Origin of the sequence: Dehalobacter sp. 12DCB1, assembly GCF_004343605.1 — a bacterium.
Classification (GTDB): Bacteria; Bacillota; Desulfitobacteriia; order Desulfitobacteriales; family Syntrophobotulaceae; genus Dehalobacter.
The window spans coordinates 67,413-88,558 of sequence record NZ_POSF01000011.1; the positions used below are offsets into that span (position 1 = coordinate 67,413).

Annotated in this window: 21 protein-coding genes; 2 read left to right on the forward strand and 19 right to left on the reverse strand. The window is 40.5% G+C overall.

The window, feature by feature from the left end; all coding sequences use genetic code 11:
* Window positions 1–73 precede the first annotated feature (73 nt).
* The 4 genes from C1I38_RS14225 to C1I38_RS03865 all read right to left on the reverse strand — a co-directional run bounded on the left by C1I38_RS14225 (window position 74) and on the right by C1I38_RS03865 (window position 4,056).
* Window positions 74–751, reverse strand: coding sequence for a methyl-accepting chemotaxis protein (locus C1I38_RS14225; RefSeq protein ID WP_243103635.1), 678 nt, complete (start codon window positions 749–751; stop codon window positions 74–76).
* A 689-nt stretch (window positions 752–1,440) separates the two neighbouring features.
* Complete coding sequence (locus tag C1I38_RS03855; protein ID WP_119774725.1) at window positions 1,441–2,823, reverse strand: reductive dehalogenase; 1,383 nt, start codon at window positions 2,821–2,823, stop codon at window positions 1,441–1,443.
* Window positions 2,824–2,836: 13 nt separating this feature from the next.
* Window positions 2,837–3,142: a dehalogenase gene (locus tag C1I38_RS03860; RefSeq protein WP_119774724.1), complete on the reverse strand. Its 306-nt coding sequence runs from the start codon at window positions 3,140–3,142 to the stop codon at window positions 2,837–2,839.
* Between the two features lie 227 nt (window positions 3,143–3,369).
* A complete protein-coding gene (locus C1I38_RS03865) occupies window positions 3,370–4,056 on the reverse strand; it encodes a Crp/Fnr family transcriptional regulator (protein WP_119774723.1) in 687 nt (228 codons plus the stop codon).
* A 385-nt stretch (window positions 4,057–4,441) separates the two neighbouring features.
* On the opposite strand from C1I38_RS03865, the gene C1I38_RS03870 reads away from it, so the two are divergent.
* Window positions 4,442–5,311, forward strand: a complete 870-nt coding sequence (locus C1I38_RS03870) for a methyl-accepting chemotaxis protein (RefSeq protein WP_119774722.1) — start codon at window positions 4,442–4,444, stop codon at window positions 5,309–5,311.
* Window positions 5,312–5,877: 566 nt separating this feature from the next.
* Here the strand turns inward: C1I38_RS03870 and C1I38_RS03880 are convergent.
* The 3 genes from C1I38_RS03880 to C1I38_RS03890 all read right to left on the reverse strand — a co-directional run bounded on the left by C1I38_RS03880 (window position 5,878) and on the right by C1I38_RS03890 (window position 8,523).
* Window positions 5,878–7,302: a reductive dehalogenase gene (locus C1I38_RS03880; RefSeq protein WP_243103637.1), complete on the reverse strand. Its 1,425-nt coding sequence runs from the start codon at window positions 7,300–7,302 to the stop codon at window positions 5,878–5,880.
* A 29-nt stretch (window positions 7,303–7,331) separates the two neighbouring features.
* A complete protein-coding gene (locus C1I38_RS03885; protein WP_119774720.1) occupies window positions 7,332–7,640 on the reverse strand; it encodes a dehalogenase in 309 nt (102 codons plus the stop codon).
* Window positions 7,641–7,743: 103 nt separating this feature from the next.
* Window positions 7,744–8,523, reverse strand: a complete 780-nt coding sequence (locus tag C1I38_RS03890) for a Crp/Fnr family transcriptional regulator (RefSeq protein ID WP_020492125.1) — start codon at window positions 8,521–8,523, stop codon at window positions 7,744–7,746.
* Between the two features lie 327 nt (window positions 8,524–8,850).
* On the opposite strand from C1I38_RS03890, the gene C1I38_RS14415 reads away from it, so the two are divergent.
* On the forward strand, window positions 8,851–9,108 hold the full coding sequence (locus C1I38_RS14415; protein ID WP_348980943.1) for a DUF3102 domain-containing protein: 258 nt from the start codon (window positions 8,851–8,853) through the stop codon (window positions 9,106–9,108).
* Window positions 9,109–9,248: 140 nt separating this feature from the next.
* Here the strand turns inward: C1I38_RS14415 and C1I38_RS03900 are convergent, their stop codons facing one another.
* The 12 genes from C1I38_RS03900 to C1I38_RS03955 all read right to left on the reverse strand — a co-directional run bounded on the left by C1I38_RS03900 (window position 9,249) and on the right by C1I38_RS03955 (window position 21,006).
* Entirely contained in the window at window positions 9,249–10,613 is a 1,365-nt protein-coding gene (locus C1I38_RS03900; RefSeq protein WP_119776358.1) for a reductive dehalogenase, read from the reverse strand.
* A 14-nt stretch (window positions 10,614–10,627) separates the two neighbouring features.
* Complete coding sequence (locus tag C1I38_RS03905) at window positions 10,628–10,933, reverse strand: hypothetical protein (protein ID WP_020492123.1); 306 nt, start codon at window positions 10,931–10,933, stop codon at window positions 10,628–10,630.
* A gap of 139 nt (window positions 10,934–11,072) precedes the next feature.
* Window positions 11,073–11,786, reverse strand: a complete 714-nt coding sequence (locus tag C1I38_RS03910; protein WP_119776357.1) for a Crp/Fnr family transcriptional regulator — start codon at window positions 11,784–11,786, stop codon at window positions 11,073–11,075.
* A gap of 424 nt (window positions 11,787–12,210) precedes the next feature.
* Window positions 12,211–13,590 carry a reductive dehalogenase gene (locus C1I38_RS03915; RefSeq protein WP_119776355.1) on the reverse strand — a complete coding sequence of 460 codons (1,380 nt, stop codon included), beginning with the start codon at window positions 13,588–13,590 and terminating at the stop codon, window positions 12,211–12,213.
* A gap of 2 nt (window positions 13,591–13,592) precedes the next feature.
* A complete protein-coding gene (locus tag C1I38_RS03920) occupies window positions 13,593–13,910 on the reverse strand; it encodes a dehalogenase (RefSeq protein WP_165904966.1) in 318 nt (105 codons plus the stop codon).
* A 368-nt stretch (window positions 13,911–14,278) separates the two neighbouring features.
* Window positions 14,279–14,965, reverse strand: a complete 687-nt coding sequence (locus tag C1I38_RS03925) for a Crp/Fnr family transcriptional regulator (RefSeq protein ID WP_119776352.1) — start codon at window positions 14,963–14,965, stop codon at window positions 14,279–14,281.
* A 213-nt stretch (window positions 14,966–15,178) separates the two neighbouring features.
* Window positions 15,179–16,570: a reductive dehalogenase gene (locus C1I38_RS03930; protein WP_119776350.1), complete on the reverse strand. Its 1,392-nt coding sequence runs from the start codon at window positions 16,568–16,570 to the stop codon at window positions 15,179–15,181.
* A 15-nt stretch (window positions 16,571–16,585) separates the two neighbouring features.
* The gene (locus C1I38_RS03935; protein WP_119776348.1) at window positions 16,586–16,897 is read right to left on the reverse strand and encodes a dehalogenase; all 312 of its coding nucleotides are present in this window, start codon (window positions 16,895–16,897) and stop codon (window positions 16,586–16,588) included.
* Window positions 16,898–17,147: 250 nt separating this feature from the next.
* Window positions 17,148–17,840, reverse strand: a complete 693-nt coding sequence (locus C1I38_RS03940) for a Crp/Fnr family transcriptional regulator (RefSeq protein WP_119776347.1) — start codon at window positions 17,838–17,840, stop codon at window positions 17,148–17,150.
* A 316-nt stretch (window positions 17,841–18,156) separates the two neighbouring features.
* Window positions 18,157–18,864 (reverse strand): Crp/Fnr family transcriptional regulator, encoded by a 708-nt coding sequence (locus C1I38_RS03945; protein ID WP_119776345.1) that lies wholly within the window; start codon window positions 18,862–18,864, stop codon window positions 18,157–18,159.
* Between the two features lie 444 nt (window positions 18,865–19,308).
* Window positions 19,309–20,679 carry a reductive dehalogenase gene (locus C1I38_RS03950; RefSeq protein WP_119776310.1) on the reverse strand — a complete coding sequence of 457 codons (1,371 nt, stop codon included), beginning with the start codon at window positions 20,677–20,679 and terminating at the stop codon, window positions 19,309–19,311.
* A gap of 15 nt (window positions 20,680–20,694) precedes the next feature.
* Window positions 20,695–21,006, reverse strand: coding sequence for a dehalogenase (locus tag C1I38_RS03955; protein WP_165904967.1), 312 nt, complete (start codon window positions 21,004–21,006; stop codon window positions 20,695–20,697).
* Window positions 21,007–21,146: the final 140 nt, after the last annotated feature.

Below are 21,146 nucleotides of genomic sequence, written 5' to 3' on the forward strand. Positions count from 1 at the left end.
TTGATTTAGCCGTTTTGCTTAAATTAAGTTCCTTTGTATTTAGGTTCAATAATCATCCTTATTGCTTAAGAATTCAATTTTCTATCTGACCCAATTCAACCATTTTTTCGGCCATTTCTGCGATTTGACCGACTGTCTGAGTTACTTCCTGTGTGCCAATGGCTTGATCTTCAATTGCATTACTGAACTGTTCAACATTATCGAGTAAATCGGACACGGACTTTTTGACATTGCTTAAAATCTGGACTATTTCTGTCGTTAATAATTTAGTGTCATCAGCAAGCTTACGTACTTCATCTGCAACTACTGCAAATCCCCTTCCTAGTTCACCTACCCGCGCAGACTCGATAGCGGCATTTAATCCGAGAATATTGGTCTGCATCGAGATGCTCTTAATCTTATGAACAAAATCATCAATGTTCTCAATTTCTGAATCGACCTGCCTGGTTTCTCTAACCATAGATCTTGTAGTAGCAAGTATATTTTGAAATTCATTTGATAAACCTTCAGTGGATGCTAAGATTTCCTGCACAGCAGCCAACACTTCTTGTCCAGCATTCACAATGTTTTCATAACGCTCTTCAGAAAGGGCCACCGCTACACAACCAACAATCTTTCCTTCATCAATGATCGGATATCCCACACCAATGTGAGGAACACCAATAACTTCTTTGGGAACTTTCTTTACGACTCTTTTTCCAATACGGATTGCCTCATAACCAGGCGAGCCGGCACGTAACTCATCGCCCACTGATGCAGGTAAAGAAAATTTTTTGCCGTTGCAGCGGGCTAAAATTTTCTGTGTGTCACATATTGAAATACAAACATCATCGTAAAATAATTGTTGAAGTTCACTTGATATCTCTAGATATGATTCTAGTTTCAGTTCATATCCCCCCCTTTATTTGAATTAACTATTATTTTTCATCCTGTCGCCTTCCTAAGTGCGGACACAGTAAATAACATAGATACCGATACTAGCTCCGAGGAAAGACAGAACAAATGATACCAGAGCTAAATTCAGTTTCATCTCCAAAACAAAACAGCGAGGGCGGAAACTAAAAATACGGAAATGGCATTTTTGAGTCCGACTTTATTCGCTAATAATAATTTTGTACTTCAGCACAATTGTATTGCACGCGCGACAAAATAGCTTACTATCATCAGAAAATTTTACTTATGTGTAAATTGTGTTTACTTCTTAGCCTTATTATATATAACCACTCTTAGTCAAACAATGTATTGTAGTTTAAAGTTCGCAAATCAAAGGGCCTCTAACTTGTACTATAGTACAAGTTAGAGGCCCTTTATAAGAGGGTAAATGCAAAAATACCATAAGGATACGTTGAGGGGGCATAACGAAGCTAAGTTTCGTTATGCCCCCATGAAATTATCCGTTATACTTTTTGACTACATGATGCTTGATGACTGACTGTACCTTTAGCTTGGCATCTTGATTTTATAGAGTTCAGGCCACTCGAGCCACCACTTATAATCTTCAATGATTTCCGTTCCGTAGCCAAACATATCATCGATGCCTTTAAGTAGTTTTGCAGCGCCTTGGCCTTTGCTGCCAATCCAAATGCCTGCTTCGTGGAACCAGGAATCCTCTTTGGAATTCCAGGGACACACTTTAATACATCTGCCGCAGTTGACGCCTTCTTCATTGCTGGCCCTAAAAGTCGTGCAAATTTTGGCATCCGTATTCCAACGCAGATAGCCGTTATGTTCTACTGGGTCGACGTCGAAGGTGATTGCTTTAGAAGGACATTCATCTGCACATTTTTTGCAAACTCTGCAGAAGTCCAACATCCCGAAATCAATCGGTTTATCCGGGGCTAACGGCAAATCGGTGGTGACAGCTGCGACTTTCGTCCGGAATCCAAATCTGGGATGCGCAACACAGTCCCCCGTTCGGGTAAGTTCGCCCATTCCGGCAGCGATCAGACACGGACCCATTACGGCTTCATAGTTGCCAAAATGCTGGGCTCTCGCATTATAGCCTAGATTCCGAATGTATTGCGCCATAATGACAGAAATATTGGCTGTAGCATGATAGCAACGGAACGATTGCGATACGGAGATTCCGTCATATCCGGTCGTTGCCAAGTAGGTTTCCAAATGCTGCTCTACCGCGACAACAATAACATTTGGCAGGCTGCCTGTCACAGGGGCTTTTGAGATCGGGGCATCAGGGGGAACTGCGCCTGATGCATACGCTCCTTGCGGCGGCGCCATTGTACTTGCGTAATAAGCATAGGAAGGCATTTTGCCAATTCCTACTTCGTCAGCTCTCAGATAATAAGCAAGGTCTTTGATATGCTGTGACATTTGTTCAGGATCCGGAATCGGCAGTTTTTCAGGGTTAACGGGTCCATCCACCATATTATCCCCGCTGATTGCCCCAAGGGGAATTAAGAATCCGGTTCCCAGCGGATATCTTGGAGCTTGCTGGAAGTACCCGTATCTTGCTTTTTCACCCAAAATGCCTCTGATGGCCAAGCAGAATCCCCCGTCCTGTTCGTCGGTTCTTTGAACCGGCCCAAGGAGCTTGCTTGTCCCAAGCCACTGGTCGTTATGCTCCACAAAACTAACCGAGGCTCCTCCGTAACTCATCTGCGGCTTCAGTTTTGACCATTTGCCCTTGCCTGCTGCCTCATAACCCAACGTGCTAACCGTTGCGTTCGCCATCTTTGATGGAGCTGCAATTGCACCCATAACACCCATAGCGGCAACTGCTGCCCCGGTTCTCAGAAAACCGCGGCGGCTTACCGAAAATTGCTGCTTGGATTCTTTCTCTTTATTTCCTGAAATTTCGGACATTCACTTTCCTCCTCTAAGCCTTTAGTGACTCGGCCTTTTTCTTCGTACCAATGAAGCCTAATACGCGGGCCAGGACTACAGCAAGAACCAGCGAAATCCCCCCAAACAGGAATATTGCTGTGCTTGTAGCCTTGACATGTCCTACACTGGCATTGATGTAAACAAAGGAAACTCCTATACAAGCGACCACAAAGAAAATTACATATAAGGTCCAAATAACCACGCTCTTCCAAGTCTTGTCCTGCTTTGCACGAGGTCTGATAAAAAGGACACCAGCCAAGAAAAGAATCCCTGCCAAAAAGATTAAAAATGTGCTCATTATTCTTTTCACCTCCTTACCCAAATTTCTTTTGGAATTTGCAACTCCATATTTATTTTAAGCATAATTTTAATTTAGAGTTTTAGTCTCACATAAATGTATTATTTATTAGGCCAAAAAATTTTATATTTTTTACTTTAACTGGTTTCAAATTAACATCCATTAACTTTTTTACGTGTGTTTTGTCTTATACTCATTGATGAAAAGAATTAAACGGTAAATTTGTGTCAAAGTTCCATCCACTTATTAATCAATTCTTTAAGCCGTTCCAAGTCAATAACCGTGATCTTGCTTGTTGTTTTATACAAAATATTTTCTTTTTTTAGAAGTCCAAATATTTTGCTTATCGTCACAAAATGTACACCTGTTATTTCAGAAATAGCCTTTTGAGATAGTTTAATGTCTATTTGATAGACATTATCAACCGACTTCCCTTGGGTGAGGCAAAGCTCGTAAAGTAAGCGTAAGACCCGAACCGTTGGGTTATAAAGAACCATCTCCTTGGCCTCCCGCATAAAATAGCCACATTTTGATGAGTAGTTTGTGATGAAATCGAAGAGCACTTCTTTGTCCTGCTGGAAAATTTCAAGAAGTTCTTCTTTGGAGAAAAAACAGACTGTGCTATTTTCTTCTGCAATAACATGAACATAACAATCGTCAAATGGAAATAATCTATCGGCATAGGTATGAGGATCAGCATAGTACATTAATTTTTGCCTTCCGTCTTCATTTAGAAAGCTTATACTTAATCTTCCAGAGAGCACATAAACGATCTTATATATCAACTCTCCGGGCAAGACAATGGATTGTCCTTTAGAATAATTTCGGACAACTCCCATGTGAATGTAATTTTGCAGCTTTTTAATGGGATAAAAATTATTCGGTAAGATGTAATAACTATTTGTTTTTTCCATACTTACATTCTCCCCTTTAATTTTTTACTGATAACTTTCTCACAGGCAAAAATACTTGGTTTACAAAAAGACTACTTATCTGCTTATACTTTTTATTTCCTACATCACTTCCTTCCCTTGCAAGAGATGGTGAGAAAAGACAGAAGATCCTTTTGGTTTTGCTTTGCAATTCAAACAATTGCAAACCTTAGTATGATATTATATTTTTTTCTATATATTTTTTTTAGTAGAAACTAAATGGCCTGGATTTATTTAGCATAAGCTAAATTGCCCAATATTATAACATGATAGACTTTCTATGTGATAACCACTCGATAAGAGTGGTTATTTATTATTTCCGTTCATTATTTCTCATATTTTTATTTTTCCAAAGGAAGGATTTATTATGGAAAATGCAAATCAGGAAAACCCTTATAGCCCTGAGGTCGGTAATGGAGCTGATATTCTGGAATGTCTCAATAGAGCACTCCCTTACTTTCACAAAATGATACCTCTGGATAACATGATTGCCCTCTCTGATACCGAAAAGTATCTTAACAGTGTCGAAAGTGAAAAAACAAGACTGCCTTTCAACGTCATAGGAAAACCACTGCCTCCGGGTGATGCACTTACTGAAGCGGTACGGACCGGCCAGCAAATCGTTATGACAGTCCCTACAGAAGTGTTTGGTTTTTCCTTTAAAGCCTTTTCCTTTCCGGTTAAAGATGATACCGGTAAAATAATCGGAGGCATTGGCCTGGCCTTAAATCTGAAAACCCAGAATTTACTTACCGACACAGCACAATCTTTGTCCGCCTCTTCGCAGGAGGTCACAGCAACAACCGAGGAATTGTCCGCCGCTGCCATGAAACTGGCTCAGGAATTGGAAGGAATAAAATCCAGGGGCGAAAAAGTTTTGGAAGAAATCAAAAAAACCGATGAAATTCTCAAATTTATTAATGATCTAGCAGCCAACTCTAACCTCCTAGGCATTAATGCCGCTATTGAAGCCGCCCGGGCAGGCGAACAAGGACGCGGATTTGCCGTTGTCGCGGAAGAAATAAGGAAGATGGCTACCAACAGTACTTCCTCAATCAAAGATATAAAAGAAATCGTTTCTTCTATTAAAGACGAATCCACGAAGTTAATTAGTCAAGTCATCCAAGCCTCCGGATTAGGCGAAAGCCAAGCTGCTGCTTCTGAGCAAATCACAGCTTCCATGTCCGAATTGGCATTATCCGCTGAAAATATTATGAAAGTGGCTCAAATACTTTAGCTATACTCAGATACTTAAATTTGACACCAAAAGCATCTTAATCTAAATAAAAATACAATACAGCTTTAACTAAATTGAAATATCCCAATCATATTATTCTATCCAGTGATGCATACGAAACTAAGTAGTCGGGACTACATAAATAAATAGTGAACCCTACTATTTTGCGTATTTACATCAAATATTTTAATTTAATTAATTCCTGCTAAACTTTTTTTGAATTAATCGTACTATAATATCTTATAGTTGCAATTGGCCATTTTTGATGGCGTTGCAATTGTACCCATAACACCCATAGCAGCAACTGCTGCCCCGGTTCTCAGAAAATCGTGGCGGTTTACCAAAAAATTGCTGCTTGGGTTCTTTTTCTTTAGCCCCTTACCCTATTCTATTTAAAATTGCAATTTCGTGAATTATTTTACGCTTAATATGTAAAGGCGCTTTTTGCGTTGCAAATAAAATACGGCGTACTTAAAGGCACACCGTATCTTACCGAATATTATTTCATAATAATTATTCAAATCATATGATCTGATTCTCCATCAATGATGAATGAAGACAAATCATTATTTAGACGACTGAGTTGTTTGAGTTGTTTGAGTTGTTTGAGTTGGCTGAGTCGTTTGAGTCGGCGGATATCCGGCCGGCATAGGAAATAGCTCAGGCCACTCCAGCCACCATTTGTATTTCGTGATTTCTTCAGTGCCGTATCCAAACATATCGTCGATTTGTTTGAGAAGAGATGCTGATTGTTTTCCATGGCTGCCGATCCAAACGCCGGCCTCATGGAACCAGGAATCTTCTTTGGAGCTCCAAGGACAGACCTTGATGCAGCGTCCGCAACTGAAGCCCTCCTGATTACCCGTACGGAAGGCTGCGCATTTCTTAAAATCGCTGTTCCAACGCAGGTAGCCGTTGTATGCTACGGGTTCATCATCAAACGAGATCGCTTTACCCGGACAATTATCTGAGCACTTCTTACACACTCGACAAAAATCAAGCATTCCAAAATCGATCGGCTTATCAGGGACAAGCGGGAGATCCGTCGTAACAGCCGCAACCTTATTGCGGAAACCCATACGCGGATGCGCAACGCAGTCACCGGTTCGTGTCAGTTCTCCCATACCGCACGCGATCAGTATCGGCCCCATCACTGAAGCATAATTGGCAAAGTGGTGGGCCCGGGCGTGATAGCCAAGCGAGCGAATATACTGAGCCAGCATAATGGAAATATTGGCTGATGCGTGATAGCAACGGTAAGATTGGCTTTTAGCAATGCCGTCATAACCGGTAGAGGCCATATACGTTTCCAGATGCTGCTCCACAGCGACACAGATAACATAAGGAAGCCGCTCCGTAACAGGTATTTCCTTCATGAGAAGCAGAGGGTCAACTTTGCCGGTGGCATAGTCCCCATGTGTCGGCGAGATTCTATTAGAATAATATGCGTAAGGAGGCATTTTGCCGATGCCGACTTCGTCAGCCCGCATATAATAACACGTGTCTTTGATATGCTTGGACATAATTTCAGGATCAGGTACTGGCAGTTTTTCCTTCCTCGGCGGCGGACCGACAACAGCTTGGTCTGTACTTATAAAACCAATGGCATAACCAAATCCTGCAGCCATTGGGTCACGTTTGCCCTGTGTCACATAGTTCCAACGCGGTACTTCGCCCAGTTCTCCACGGATCGCCATGGTAAAACCGTTATCGTACTCACTTATATTTTTTACTTCGCCTACGATCTTTGATGTACCCAACCATTCGTCGTTGTGCTCCGCATAACGTACGGCAGCTCCACCGTAATTCGGTTTAGGCACAAGTTTGCACCAGTTGCCATTCGCGGGCGATGCATAATCCAACGAAACCAACGAAGCATTTTCAGCTTTCAGAGCATCCGGATTAATTGCACCGATGACTCCTGCCGCTGCCGCCGCCACGCCAGCTTTAAGGAATCCACGTCGACTTAAGCTTGGCTTTTTATCCTCCATCTTTACACCTTCTTTACTGAATTTGACCATTAAGCCTGCAACGATTCATTGCTCTTCTTTTTGACGCCGATATAACCTAATAGACGGGCCAGAATAACAGCTAATACAACAGAGATTCCTCCAAACAAGAAGATTGCTGTACTTGTTGCCTTAACATGTCCGACCGAGGCATTGATGTAGATAAAAGAAATCCCCATCCAGGTTATTGCATACCACACAACGTATAAAGTCCAGTTTAAAATTGTCCTCCAATTTTGTTCATATTTGGCACGGGTCTTTAAAAAGAGTCCGCCGGCTAAAAATAAAACGCCCGCCAGAAAAACTAAAAATGTACCCATAACTTTCTCACCTCCTTTCCGGTGAAATAACCTGTTATGGGTACATTATATTTAAATTTTTATGCCCAAAGTTTTATCACGACTTTAACATTTCTATTATTTTTTACAAAGGGAACAAATCGTTATCCAAGCTTCTGCCTTGATTACTAAAAATGTGCGTTTCCTGCGTCAGGCGTTTTAATCCTTTCAGATCATGAATGATGATTGTATTCTTATTCTTTTCGATGATATTCTTTTTTTTCAGCCCGCCCAACACCTTCGAGACTGTAACATAGTGTGCACCTGTGATTTCCGAGATCCTTTTCAGGGAAAGGTCGATTTGTATTTCAAACGAATCTCCTACGGCAACACCTTTCGTCATACACAGTTTATATAATAACCTTACCACCCTGATCGTGGGATTGTATAAATCCATTTCAGCCATTTGCCGCATGTAATAAGAAATTTTAGCATGATAGTTTTTTATAATATCAAAAAAAACTTCCTGATCTTTTTGAAAAATTTGTTCCAACTGCTGTTTTGTAAAATAACAAATCTCTGTTTTCTCGAGCGCAACAATATAATACTGGTTATAAGCTTCAAATAATCTGCCCATCATATTGTATTTACCGGCAGTATAAATAAACCTTTCCCTTCCATCATCAACTACCAAATTAACTCTTATTCTACCCGATAGAATATAAATGAGAGCCTTGGGTTCTTCTCCCGGTATAAGGACGGCACTGCCTTTCTTAAAAGTTTTTATAGTTCCTAACTCAATATACTTATACAGTCTTTCGACAGGATATAAAGAATCGGGAATAATCATCTCAAATTTTATTTGTTCTATACTGCTCCCGCTATTTTGCCTTTGCATTTTCTTACGTGGCGTTGAAGGATTCATTTTTTACACCCCATTTTAGGATTGATTTAATATACTTTCTAAAAAGAGGTCAAACCATAATAAATTTATAAGTTCTTACGATAATCAATGATTAACTTCCCAATTATCATTACGTCCCTGGTATTCTTTGATTCAACCTTGACTTCATGTTTACATTTCCCCTTTCTAATTATTTTATTATGACTAATGAATTTATTTATCCTGATCCTCTAATAATTTGTGATTGATTTAGAATTAAATAGAACACATAGATCAAGTTAGAATCGAAACGTTCAAACGCTTATTATGTTAACTATACAATAGTGGTAATGGCTAATTGTTTAAACCATGATAACATTTTTCACGGTTTGGAAATCAGTACATATTCAATATTGCCTAATATTCATAAAAAGCGGGAACTTGTCAGATTCGAATCCGGATTCGAATCTTAGTTTTTCCCAGGCGGTCATCCTCCTGGGGATTCCGACGGAAGAGCGGGAGAACCGTGACAACATGCTAAGCGCCTATAATGAACTACTAAAAATACTCGTTCATTGCCCAAAGCAGAGTAGACACAGCGCGAAAAGAAGTCTTCTACGTGCTTAGCTGGGCACGCAACATAAAAAAGGAGTATTGCTAAGCTACTTAAATTCGTAGCTTAGCAATACTCCGTGGTTAGTTTGCTTTTTATTAAAGTTATTATTTATTGGCCATCATTAATGCGTCAAAATGCCATAGGCTATAGATTAATATTTTTGAAGGCCTGGCAGTACTTCAGGTGTAGGCCATAATTCCGGCCACTCCAGCCACCACTTGTACTTTTCGACTTGCTCAGTACCGTACCCGAACATATCATCCATGGACTTGAGCAACGTAGATAAAGTTTCTCCAGAACTGCCGATCCATACCCCGGCATCATGGAACCAGGACGCCTCTTTAGTGTTCCAGGGGCAGACCTTCATACAGCGGCCGCAGGAAGCGCCTTCTTCATTCGTTGTACGGAATATGGTGCATTTTTTAAAGTCACTGTTCCAGCGCAGATAACCGTTATACTCAATAGGATCCGCATCCTGGGTAATGGCGCCGGCCGGACAATTGTCCGCACATTTTTTGCATACCCTGCAAAAATCTTGCAGACCAAAATCAATGGGTTGATCAGGAAGCAGCGGCAAATCCGTCGTAACGGCAGCAACTTTATGACGGAAACCTAAACGTGGATGAATAGCGCAGTCGCCTGTTCTGGAAAATTCACCAAGACCGGCGGCAATGACGCAAGGGGTCATCACTGCTTTATAATTGCGAGCGTGATGGGCCCGGGCATTGTAACCAAGGCTCCGAATGTAGTTAGCAAGCGTGACAGCAACGACACCGGAAGCATGGTAGCCCCTAAACGATTGCGCAATACTGATTGAATCATACCCCGTAGACGCTAGCATCGTCTCCAGATGTTGGTCAATCGCAACGACGATGACGTAAGGAAGTCTATCCGTTACCGGAGTAACTGCATTGGCCACATCATTCATTGCCAACGCTTTCGGATTTGTAATCTTATCCAAATACCAAGCATACTCCGGCATACGGCCAATTCCAACTTCATCGGCCCGCAGGTAATAGGCAAAGTCTTTGATGTTCTGAGACATTTGTTCCGGATCGGGAATACTCAGTTTAACAGGAGATACTTTGCCTTGCACTGCAGCCTCTGTAGCCAAAATCACTAAAGTATCATTCTCGGCAGCCCCTTCCGGAGCCTTTCTAACAAAATACATCCTGCCTCGTTGGGCTTCAGGGCCGTATAAGCCGCGGCCAGCCTGTGAAAAGCCTGCTTCTGCTTCGCTTATATTTTTTATTTCACCAACGATCTTCGAGGTACCAAGCCATTCATTATTGTATTGAGCTAATTTGACTTTTGCAGCTCCATATTGTCCACTGGGCTTTAATTTAGATTGTGCTCCATTTCTGGCAGCGCTTGATCCAACAGCAGCCTCAGCTGCAACAGCAGTTTTCGTACCTATTGTGCCCATAATTCCCATCGATACTGCTGCAGCGGCCCCTGCTTTCAGAAAATTTCTGCGGTTGATTTGCAACTCTTTTTTCTGACCGTTATTCTCCAACTTTATCCCCCCTGTTAAGCTTGTAATGTAGTTTCCTTTTTCTTAGCACCAATGAAACCGAGTAAACGGGCCAGGACAACTGCAAGCACTACCGATATCCCTAGGAACAGGAATATTGCCGTGCTTGTTGCTTTAACATGCCCGACTGAGGCATTGATGAAAATAAAGGAAATCCCGATCCAGGTTATCCCATACCATACAACATACAGGCTCCAGTTAAGGATCGTTTTCCACCTCAGCTCCTTTTGAGCGCGAGGTTTAATAAAAAGAATACCGGCGAGAAATAACAGACCCGCTAAAAAGACCAAAAATGTACCCATAGCTCTTTCACCTCCCCTTTTTCCAAGTGGAAATTAAATCGTTACAGGTACATTGTATTAAATCAGTATCGTTCAATTTATGTCGCGGATTAAATCTATATCCTTTTTAGGATATTTTTTTAATTTATCATCGTCGTTATCATGAAATAGGATTGCTTTCATGACCGGTAAAAATATGCGTTTCATGTGTCAACATTTTGAGTTTTTCCATATCATAAACAAATATTTTCTCCCTCTTTTTTTCCAGGATATGATGTCTTTTTAAGTAACCTAATGCTTTGGAGACGGTTACATAGTGGGCCCCGGTAATTTCTGAGATACTCGTTAAAGATAAGTCATTATTTACTTCACAATAATTAGCCCCTGCTGTACCTTTAGAGTTACAAAGTTCATACAACAGCCGTATGACTCGAACTGCCGGATTAAAATAATCCATCTCGGCGACTTGCCTCATGTAATAAGATGTTTTAGAGAGATAGTTCCTTATCACATCGAAAATAATTTGTTGGTCCTCACGGAAAATTCTTGCAAGCTGCTCTTCATTGAATAAGCAGACCTTGCTGTCTTCCATCGCAATAATATGAAGATTATGATATGTTTCAAATAACCTGCCTACAAAAGTGTGCATGCCGGCAAAATACATTAATCTTTCCCGGTCATCATCAAAAACCAAGTCAACTCTTATCTTACCGCTTAATACATAAATGATTGCATGTGGCTCTTCTCCCGGAAAAACCACTGTACTGCCCTTGGCAAAAGATTTTACTGTTCCCAAGTGGACATAGTCCTGTAATTTTGGAACAGGATAAAAGGTATCGGGTACAATTGCTCCACACTTTCTGAAGTTTTCCATGCCCTTCTTTTCCCCCTTATCAACTTTCTTTACCAGAGATTAATATTCAATTTTCCCCATATTTCACCCCTCCATTCTCTAAAAACTTTTAATTTGTTTGCATATATTAAAATTATTTTGAATCGTCTGTGCTAAAATATTAAATTGATAAGTTCATTGTCTTTAAGAGTGAAAAGATAGCACGAACATTATACAATAAAATTTCTTTGTATGATTTAATTCACGACAACTTTATGTACGAAGGTTTGTTAAGGTTGCTTATTAGGATTATTGATTGGTTAGATATATTTTGATTTAAAGAAAAAAGGAGTGACGCTAACTATTAATATGTAGTTAGCGTCACTCCTTCATTTAATTTGGCATATCGCGGTTAATTATTGATTGAATATAATTAGATGATTATTGGATAGTTAAAATACGGCGATTAGTATTTTACAAGGCCTGGCATCTTTTCAGGTGTCGCCCACAATTCCGGCCACTCCAGCCACCACTTGTACTTATCAATCTGTTCAGTACCATAGCCGAACATATCATCCATGCCTTTAAGCAGTTTGGATGAGGCTTGCCCATGGCTGCCGATCCATACTCCGGCAGCATGGAACCAAGACTCCTCTTTTGTATTCCACGGGCATACCTTCATGCACCGGCCGCAGGAAGAGCCTTCTTTATTGGTCGTGCGGAATTTCGTACATATTTCCATGTTACTGTTCCAGCGCAGATAGCCGTTATACTCAATGGGTTCCGTATCCTGGGTGATGGCGCCTGAAGGACAATTATCCGCACATTTTTTGCATACCCTGCAAAAATCCTGAAGACCAAAATCAATTGGTTGATCCGGGGCCAACGGCAAATCCGTTGTAACAGCAGCTACTTTGTGGCGGAATCCTAAGCGTGGATGGATGGAACAGTCTCCTGTTCTGGACAATTCACCCAGTCCCGCAGAAATAAGACATGGTGTCATAACAGCCTTATAGTTTCTTGCATGGTGGGCCCTGGCATTATAACCAAGATTACGAATATAATTTGCTAAGACGACAGCAATAACACCGGTAGTATGGTATCCTAAAAAGGATTGGGCGCCGCTGATCTGATCATACCCTGTGGAGGCCAACATTGTCTCTAAGTTTTGGTCGACCATGACCACAATGACGTACGGTAATCTATCTGTTACAGGAGTAAGTGCTTTCTCAAGATCGTTCACCGCCAAAGCATGCTGATCCGTGACCTTATGAGAATACCAGGCAAATTCCGGCATTTTGCCGATTCCTACCTCGTCGGCTCGCAGGAAGTACGCAAAGTCTTTGATGTTCTGGGACATTTGTTCCGGATCAGGAATATTCAGTTTGACTGGAGACACTTTACCTTGGACTGCCGGTTCTGTTGCCAAGATCATTAAAGTATCGTGTTCGGCTGCCCCGGCAGGATCTTTTCTAATAAAGTACCCCCTGCCAATTTGAGACTCTTTTCCGTATAAGCCACGACCGGCCCGTGAAAATCCTGTCTCTGCTTCGCTGATATTTTTGACCTCGCCAACGAGCTTTGTCGTGCCGAGCCATTCATTGTTAAATGTAGCAAATTTGACCGAAGCAGCACCATAGTGTCCGGTCGGCTTCAGCTTAGATCTCGCGCCATTTACGGTAACACTTGAACCTACAGCAGCCTCAGCAGCAACAGCAGGCGTAGCACCAATTGTACCCATAAGTCCCATGGTAACTGCCGCCGCTGCACCGGCCTTCAGAAACTTGCGACGGTTCATCTGAAGGCCCTGCTGTTGGTTTCTATCATCAGCAAGATTTTTTGACATGACTATTTTGCCTCCTTCATTTGTTTCATTAGGCTTAATCCATTTTTCCCGAGGAGACCCAGGAGCCTCGCCAAAATAACCGCAAAGATAACCGACAGACCAAAGAATAAGAATATTCCCGTACTTGTAGCTTTGACGTGACCAACACGGCTATTCAGAAAAACAAATGAGATGCCTGTACATGTAATCAAGTACCAAATGACATAAAGAGACCAGTTGAGGACCGTCATTATTTTATTTTCGCGTTTCATAAATGGTTTTAGCGCTAAAATACCGGCTAAGAAAGCAATTCCGGCAACAAAAACTAAGAATACGCCCAAAAGACCCACCTCCATAAAATTTTGTAGTTTTTTGTACGTACATCACTACCACTAAATTAAAAGTACCAAACTGAATACCCAAAAACTTTAGCTAGTGCTAAGTTTCATTATTTTCGTCCCTGAGCAGCCTTTCTGTAATATTACAACATCCGGTCAAATAGATATCTGAATTTTAATATGAGCTAAAAATATCAGAGATCCGGTTTGTTACAATGGGTATGATAACGCATACAAAAGGGATGGTTCAAAAAATAAGAACAATTTAAAAACGCCCTCGAAAAAAAGAGGGCGAGCATCATCTGCGATTTTCTGTTGGAATCAAATCTGGAGTCAAATAACAGCAAAATAATTGCAAAGGGTTTAGACGATCAAAAAACATGTGTCCCCTGAGTCATCATTTTCAGTTTTTCTGTATCATAAATGATAATCTTTTTTCTCTTTTTTTCCATCACTTTATTTTTTCTTAACCAGCCTATTACTTTGGAAGCGGTAACATAATGCGTCCCCGTTATCTCGGAAATATTTTCCAAAGACAATTGAATGTTAATTTCATAATGATCACCGATTTTTATGCCATTGGCAATATAGAGTTCGTGAAACAACCTGACGATTCTGACTGCCGGATTGAAATAGTCAATCTCTGCAGCTTGCTTCATATAATAAGAAGTTTTTGATAGGTAGTTTCTTATGATGTCAAAGGGGACTTCGTCATTCATGCTGAAAATTTTTTTAAGCTGTTCTTTCGAGAAAAAACAAACCTTACTGTCTTCAAGTGCAATGGCATAACTATCATTGCAAGTCTCGTATAACTTGCCCACCAAGCCATGTTCTCCGGTAAAGTAAACCAGTCTTTCCCTGCCGTCATCGAGCAGCTTATTTACTCTCAGCCTTCCGGAGACCACATAAATTAGGGAAGAACATTTGTCTCCCGGCCACATGACAGCACTGCCTTTAGCATAAGTCTTCACAGTCCCTAAATTAATAAATTCCTGCAACCTTTCAACTTCAAAAAATGTATCCGGAATAGCGCCTCCACATTTTTCGTTTTCTTCCATCTACTTTTCGCTCCCTGCACCAAGATTTTTACCGAATCAACATCCTATTAAAATTCTATCATATTTTGATCCACCATATTCTAAAAAAGTATATTTTGTTTGCTTAAAGTATAATTTAGATCATTTCCATAAATAGACAAACCCTCAGGAATCACAATCCATGAGGGTTTGCTCTATCATTAATTTTTCAAGATGCCTTTGGAAAATTAAACTTTATAGAACTCCATGAGACGGCAGAGGCGCGGTTAGTACGCTTACAGGAGGCAGTTTGTAATTTTCCGGCCACTCTAGCCACCATTTATATTTCTCGATCTGCTCTGTACCGTATCCGAACATATCATCAATGGCTTTCAGCATCGACGCAGAGGTTTTAGTCTGGCTTCCAAACCAAGTTCCTGCCTGGTGGAACCAGGAATCTTCCTTCGAATTCCACGGACAGACCTTCATACATCTCCCGCAGGATGCACCTTCTTCATTACTTGCCCGGAATTCGGCACACTTGTCTGCATTGGTGGCCCAACGCAGGTAACCGTTTATTTCTTTCATATCATCATCCTGTGAAATAGCGCCGGAAGGACAATTATCCGCACATTTTTTACAGATACGGCAGAAGTCAATAAGTCCAAAATCAATGGGTTTATCCGGAGCAAGCGGCAAATCTGTTGTAATACCAGCCACCTTATGGCGGAATCCCAACCGGGGATGAATAGCACACTCACCTGTGCGTGATAATTCGCCTAATCCTGCCGCTATAATAGTGGGAGGCATATTTACGTTATAATCCACGGCGTATTGTGCCCGGGCGTTATAACCAAGATTTCTGATATATTGAGCGATAATAACAGAAATGACTCCAGTTGAGTGATATCCCAGGAAAGATTGGGAGAGGCTGATGGCATCATAACCTGTGGAAGCGAGCGTTGTTTTTAAATTCTGATCGACCATAACCACAATAACATAGGGCATGTCCGGTTCGGTCATCGGTTTGACGCACTTTTCCCTAGGCAACTCGAACAATTCTCTTCCGGGAAACGGTTCATATATCACCTTTTCAGACCAGTAAGCATACGATGGCATTTTGCCGATTCCCACATCGTCGGCTCTTAAAAAATAAGCCAGGTCTTTGATATGCATCGACATTTGTTCTGGATCAGGAATTTCCGTTTTCACAGGAGCAACAGGACCTTCCACAAGGGGTCTCGGTAGGGCAGTCCCCATAACTATCGCCATGGCCATGGGGTCTTTGGGTATAAGATTGTAGAGTCCCAATTGTCCTCTTTGACTGACTTTTCCCTCAGCAACACGATCAAACCCGCTGTCGTATTGGCTAGTTCTCTTTATCGGTCCGACAATTTTCGTAGTTCCCAGCCACTGGTCGTTTTGTTCTACAAAACGGAGCGAAACGCTGCCCATATCATGAACAGGATGTAATTTGGACCATTGACCTTTGGGTGCGGGCGTATACTTAAACGTCTCGCCCGCCGCACTGGCAACCTTGGCAGGCGCTGTCAGCGCCCCGACAACTCCCATAGCAGTAGCTGCAGCACCGGCTTTCAGGAAATTCCTCCGGTTTATCTTTGACTGCTGTTTTTGTTCGTTACTCAATTTCTTCCCTCCAAATCAAGCTTGTTGTGAACTTGCGTTTCCCATTTTTTTCGCGCCGATAAAACCTAGCAACCGTGCCTGAACGACAGCAAGCACCACAGATATCCCTAAGAACAGGAATATAGCCGTACTTGTTGCTTTAACATGGCCGACCGATGCGTTAATGTAAATAAAGGAAACCCCCATCCACGTGATGGCATACCAAATAACATATAAGGCCCAGTTCAGTACTGTTTTCCACATTAAGTCCCTTTTGGCGCGAGGTTTAATAAAAAGTATCCCCGCTAAAAATAACACACCGGCAATAAAAATTAAGAATGTACCCATATATTCACCTCCCTTTTAATATAATTTTAAAGATTTTATTGATAGGAATTTTAGTATGAATTAAGCATTAATTAATTTTCTATATCATTACCTTCTGTAATTAGTTATAAATCGGATAGTTTAAATAAATTTTTATTTTTTGATCTCTGTGATAAACAAACCCTCAGGAACAAAAATCCATGAGGGTTTGTTTATTACAGAAATAGTGTTTTAGCCAATTAAAAAAATTTGTATTATCTGATACTATCTTTTAAAAAAGACGTTTCTCAAATGTTAGCTCTTTTAATCTATCTAAATCATGGATAATGATTTTGCCTTTCTTTTTCTCGATAATCCTTTGCTTTTCCAAATATCCTAATACTTTGGATACTGTAACAAAATGGACTCCTGATATTTCAGAAATTTGTTTCTGAGACAATTCAAGACGGACTTCATATGAATCCCCTACGGGTATTCCGTTAGATATGCATAGACCATAAAGAAGTCTTACAATTCTGACCGTAGGATTGTATAATTCCATTTCAACGGTTTGTTTCATAAAATAAATGCCTTTGGCAAAAAGATTTTTCATAATTTCAAAATATAAATCACAGTCAGCTTGAAAAATTGTTAAAAGCTGCTCCTTTGAAAAAAAACACACTCTGCATTTTTCTATTGCAGTCGCGTAGGCATTATCATTATTCAGCTCAAAGATCCTATCCATGACTCCATTTTTGCCGCAAAAATATATCAACCTTTGCTTACCTTCCTCTGTAACCATATTGAGCTGGATTTTTCCCGAAAGTACATAGATTAGCATGAATTCATCCCCTGGTAAAATAACGGCACTTCCTTTGGCATAGGATTTTACAATTCCTAAATGGATAAATCTTTGCAATTTTTCAATGGGATAGAATGTGTCAGGAACTGTTCTTGTCAATTCATTAAAAAAATCATATTCCATGGCTTTCTAACCCTCCCATAATGCACTTTCATATTATTTTATATATTATCCTTAAAAAATAATCTTATTTTTTTCAGGCATTGTACTTTTTTTAAAATCTTAATTTGATTATAGAATTTGCAATATTAGAATACAATAACTTTTTATCAAACTCAATAATAATGCTGATAACAGTCTATCTGACTATTACCAGCATTATATCGGATTATTTATTTAGGTTATCCCACATTCTACAATGAGCAATTAATTCGGGTTTGGTTATCAGAATGGCATTTTATCCGGAATTGGTAACAATTTTGATAAAAAATAAGTGCTGTTAATTTTTAAATATATTCTTTCTTTTCGTTAACTCTTTTAATTTTTCAAGATTATAAATAATCATCTTTCCATTCTTTTTTAATAAAATGTTTTGTTTTTTCAAAACGGTAAATACCTTTGAAACTGTCACATAATGGGCCCCGGTTATCTCAGAAATATCTTTTAGCGGTAACTTTATGCTAACTTCAATATGGTTGTCCACCGGTATTCCCATAGAAATACAAAGATCATGAAGTAACCTTACAACCCTAATCGCCGAATTAAAATAATCCTTTTCAACAACCTGCTTCATAAAATAAGAAGCTTTAGCATTGCTATATTTTAATAAGTCCAAGATAATGTCTTTGTCCATCTGGAAAATATGTTCAATCTGTTCCTCAGAAAAATGACATACTTTGCTATTTTCTAACGCCAGCAAGCAACCCTCAAAAGTAGATTTGTAAGCATAATGGTACAGATGACCAAATACACTATGCTTTCCGCCGAAATAGACCATTCTTTCCCTTCCATCATCAAAAATGTAATTTAATTGCACCTTACCATTAAGTACATAAAACAATTCGCTCCTTCCTTCTCCCGAAAAGCCAATATAACTTCCTTTGGAATAAAATTTTGCAGTACCATAATGTACATATTTCTCCAATTTACTTACTGCATAAAATGTATCTGGAATTCCTCCCATCCATTTTCCAAAATTCTCTTGCATTTTATCTCGTCTCCTTTCCTTATAAAATTGGGTGCCACTATAGGCACTTTTCAGTAATAATTGCCTTATTTTATAGTGATTGAAATTTGCACTATTAGCATACGATAATTTTTTTTATCATTTGTACATCCATATTAACTTTTTTTGCAAAAATTGATACCTGTATGGGAGTGTCGGAAAAGTTACAATACTTTAAATATTATTGCGTTTTTTTAAACAGTGAGCTGTCAAAGTAAATGCAACCTTTACCAGCGTAAATAGTAAGGAGTTGCATTTACTTTGACAGCTCACCCTGAAATATCAGTATTTATGGCATTGATTTTATAAAAGAGCTGTTGACACCCGACTTTTTCATTCGTCCTCAACAGCTCTTCTCATGTTTGATTACTTCATTGCTAAAGAATTCTAATACTCTTGTATTTTGGAATCTAATTAGAGTGGACTTTACGGCGCAGTTAGAACGCTTACCGGAGGCAGTTTGTATTTTTCCGGCCACTCAAGCCACCACTTATATCTCTCGATCTGTTCGGTGCCATATCCAAACATATCATCAATGGCTTTCAGCATCGACGCAGAAGTTTTACTCTGGCTTCCAATCCAAGTTCCCGCCTGGTGGAACCAGGAATCTTCCTTGGAATTCCACGGGCAGACCTTCATGCATCTTCCGCAGCAGACACCTTCTTCATTACTTACCCGGAATTCGGCACACTTGTCTGCATCGTTTTTCCAACGCAGGTAACCGTTCACTTCTTGCATATCATCGTCGAGTGAAATAGCGCCGTTAGGACAATTTTCAGCACATTTTTTACAGATACGGCAGAAGTCAAGAAGCCCAAAATCAATGGGTTTATCCGGAGCAAGCGGCAAATCTGTTGTAACAGCAGCCACCTTATTACGGAATCCCAACCGGGGATGAATAGCACAATCACCTGTGCGACACAGTTCGCCCAATCCTGCCGCTATAATAACCGGAGGCATATTTGCTGTATAATCCACAGCGTATTGCGCCCGGGCGTTATAACCAAGATTTCTGATATATTGCGCGATAATAACAGAAATGACTCCAGTTGCGTGATATCCCAGGAAAGATTGGGATTGGCTGATAGCGTCATAACCTGTGGAACCGAGCGTTGTTTTCAGATTCTGATCGACCATAACCACAATAGCATAGGGCATCTCCGGTTCAGTTATTGGCTTGACGCACTGTTCCCTGGGTAATTCAAGCAACTCTCTTGTGCCAAACGGTTCATATATCGTTTTTTCAAACCAGTAAGCATACGATGGCATCTTGCCGATTCCCACATCATCGGCTCTTAAAAAATATGCCAGGTCTTTGATATGCATCGACATTTGTTCCGGATCTGGAATTTCCGTTTTCACAGGAGCAACGGGACCTTCCACGAGGGGTTTCGGTAGGCTTGTTCCCATAACTATCGCCAGGGACATAGGGTCTTTGGGGATGAGATTGTAGAGTCCCAATTGTGCTCTTTGACTGACTAATCCCTCAGCACAACGATCAAACCCACTGTCGTATTGGCTGGTTTTCTTTATCGGTCCGACAATTTTCGTAGTTCCCAGCCACTGGTCGTTGTGCTCTACAAAACGGAGCGAGACGCTGCCCATATCATGGACAGGATGCAGTTTGGACCATTGACCTTTGGGTGCGGGCGTATACTTAAACGCCTCACCTGCCGCACTGGCAGCCTTGGCAGGCGCTGTCAGCGCCCCGACAACCCCCATAGCAGTAGCTGCAGCACCGGCTTTCAGGAAATTTCTCCGGTTTATCTTTAACTGCTGTTTTTGTTCGTTACCCAATTTCTTCCCTCCCAATCAAGCTTGTTGTGAACTTGCGTTTCCGGTTTTTTTCACGCCGATAAAACCTAGCAGCCGTGCCTGAACGACAGCAAGCACCACAGATATTCCTAAGAACAGGAATATAGCCGTACTTGTTGCTTTAACATGGCCGACCGATGCGTTAATGTAAACAAAGGAAACCCCCATCCACGTGATGGCATACCAAATAACATATAAGGCCCAGTTCAGTACTGTTTTCCACATTAAGTCCCTTTTGGCGCGAGGTTTAATAAAAAGAATCCCCGCTAAAAATAACACACCGGCAATAAAAATTAACAATGTACCCATTATCTTCACCTCCTCTTTTTATGATTTGGTCGAATCACTAAGTACATTGTACATATATTGTTTTACTAATTCTTATAATATGGATTATAAGTTTTTAAATTTTTTTATCATTCATACAATCAATATCAACTTTTTTGCAT

Coding starts and splice junctions, on each gene's coding strand:
- C1I38_RS03890 (WP_020492125.1), bottom strand. CDS start 8,523: ATGAATCCTTCAACGCCACGTAAGAAAATGCAAAGGCAAAATAGCGGG.
- C1I38_RS03945 (WP_119776345.1), bottom strand. CDS start 18,864: ATGCAAGAGAATTTTGGAAAATGGATGGGAGGAATTCCAGATACATTT.
- C1I38_RS14415 (WP_348980943.1), top strand. CDS start 8,851: ATGATAACATTTTTCACGGTTTGGAAATCAGTACATATTCAATATTGC.
- C1I38_RS03910 (WP_119776357.1), bottom strand. CDS start 11,786: ATGGAAAACTTCAGAAAGTGTGGAGCAATTGTACCCGATACCTTTTAT.
- C1I38_RS03925 (WP_119776352.1), bottom strand. CDS start 14,965: ATGGAAGAAAACGAAAAATGTGGAGGCGCTATTCCGGATACATTTTTT.
- C1I38_RS03880 (WP_243103637.1), bottom strand. CDS start 7,302: ATGGAGGATAAAAAGCCAAGCTTAAGTCGACGTGGATTCCTTAAAGCT.
- C1I38_RS03955 (WP_165904967.1), bottom strand. CDS start 21,006: ATGGGTACATTGTTAATTTTTATTGCCGGTGTGTTATTTTTAGCGGGG.
- C1I38_RS03860 (WP_119774724.1), bottom strand. CDS start 3,142: ATGAGCACATTTTTAATCTTTTTGGCAGGGATTCTTTTCTTGGCTGGT.
- C1I38_RS03870 (WP_119774722.1), top strand. CDS start 4,442: ATGGAAAATGCAAATCAGGAAAACCCTTATAGCCCTGAGGTCGGTAAT.
- C1I38_RS03905 (WP_020492123.1), bottom strand. CDS start 10,933: ATGGGTACATTTTTGGTCTTTTTAGCGGGTCTGTTATTTCTCGCCGGT.
- C1I38_RS03855 (WP_119774725.1), bottom strand. CDS start 2,823: ATGTCCGAAATTTCAGGAAATAAAGAGAAAGAATCCAAGCAGCAATTT.
- C1I38_RS03935 (WP_119776348.1), bottom strand. CDS start 16,897: ATGGGTACATTCTTAATTTTTATTGCCGGTGTGTTATTTTTAGCGGGG.
- C1I38_RS03885 (WP_119774720.1), bottom strand. CDS start 7,640: ATGGGTACATTTTTAGTTTTTCTGGCGGGCGTTTTATTTTTAGCCGGC.
- C1I38_RS03865 (WP_119774723.1), bottom strand. CDS start 4,056: ATGGAAAAAACAAATAGTTATTACATCTTACCGAATAATTTTTATCCC.
- C1I38_RS03940 (WP_119776347.1), bottom strand. CDS start 17,840: ATGGAATATGATTTTTTTAATGAATTGACAAGAACAGTTCCTGACACA.
- C1I38_RS03915 (WP_119776355.1), bottom strand. CDS start 13,590: ATGTCAAAAAATCTTGCTGATGATAGAAACCAACAGCAGGGCCTTCAG.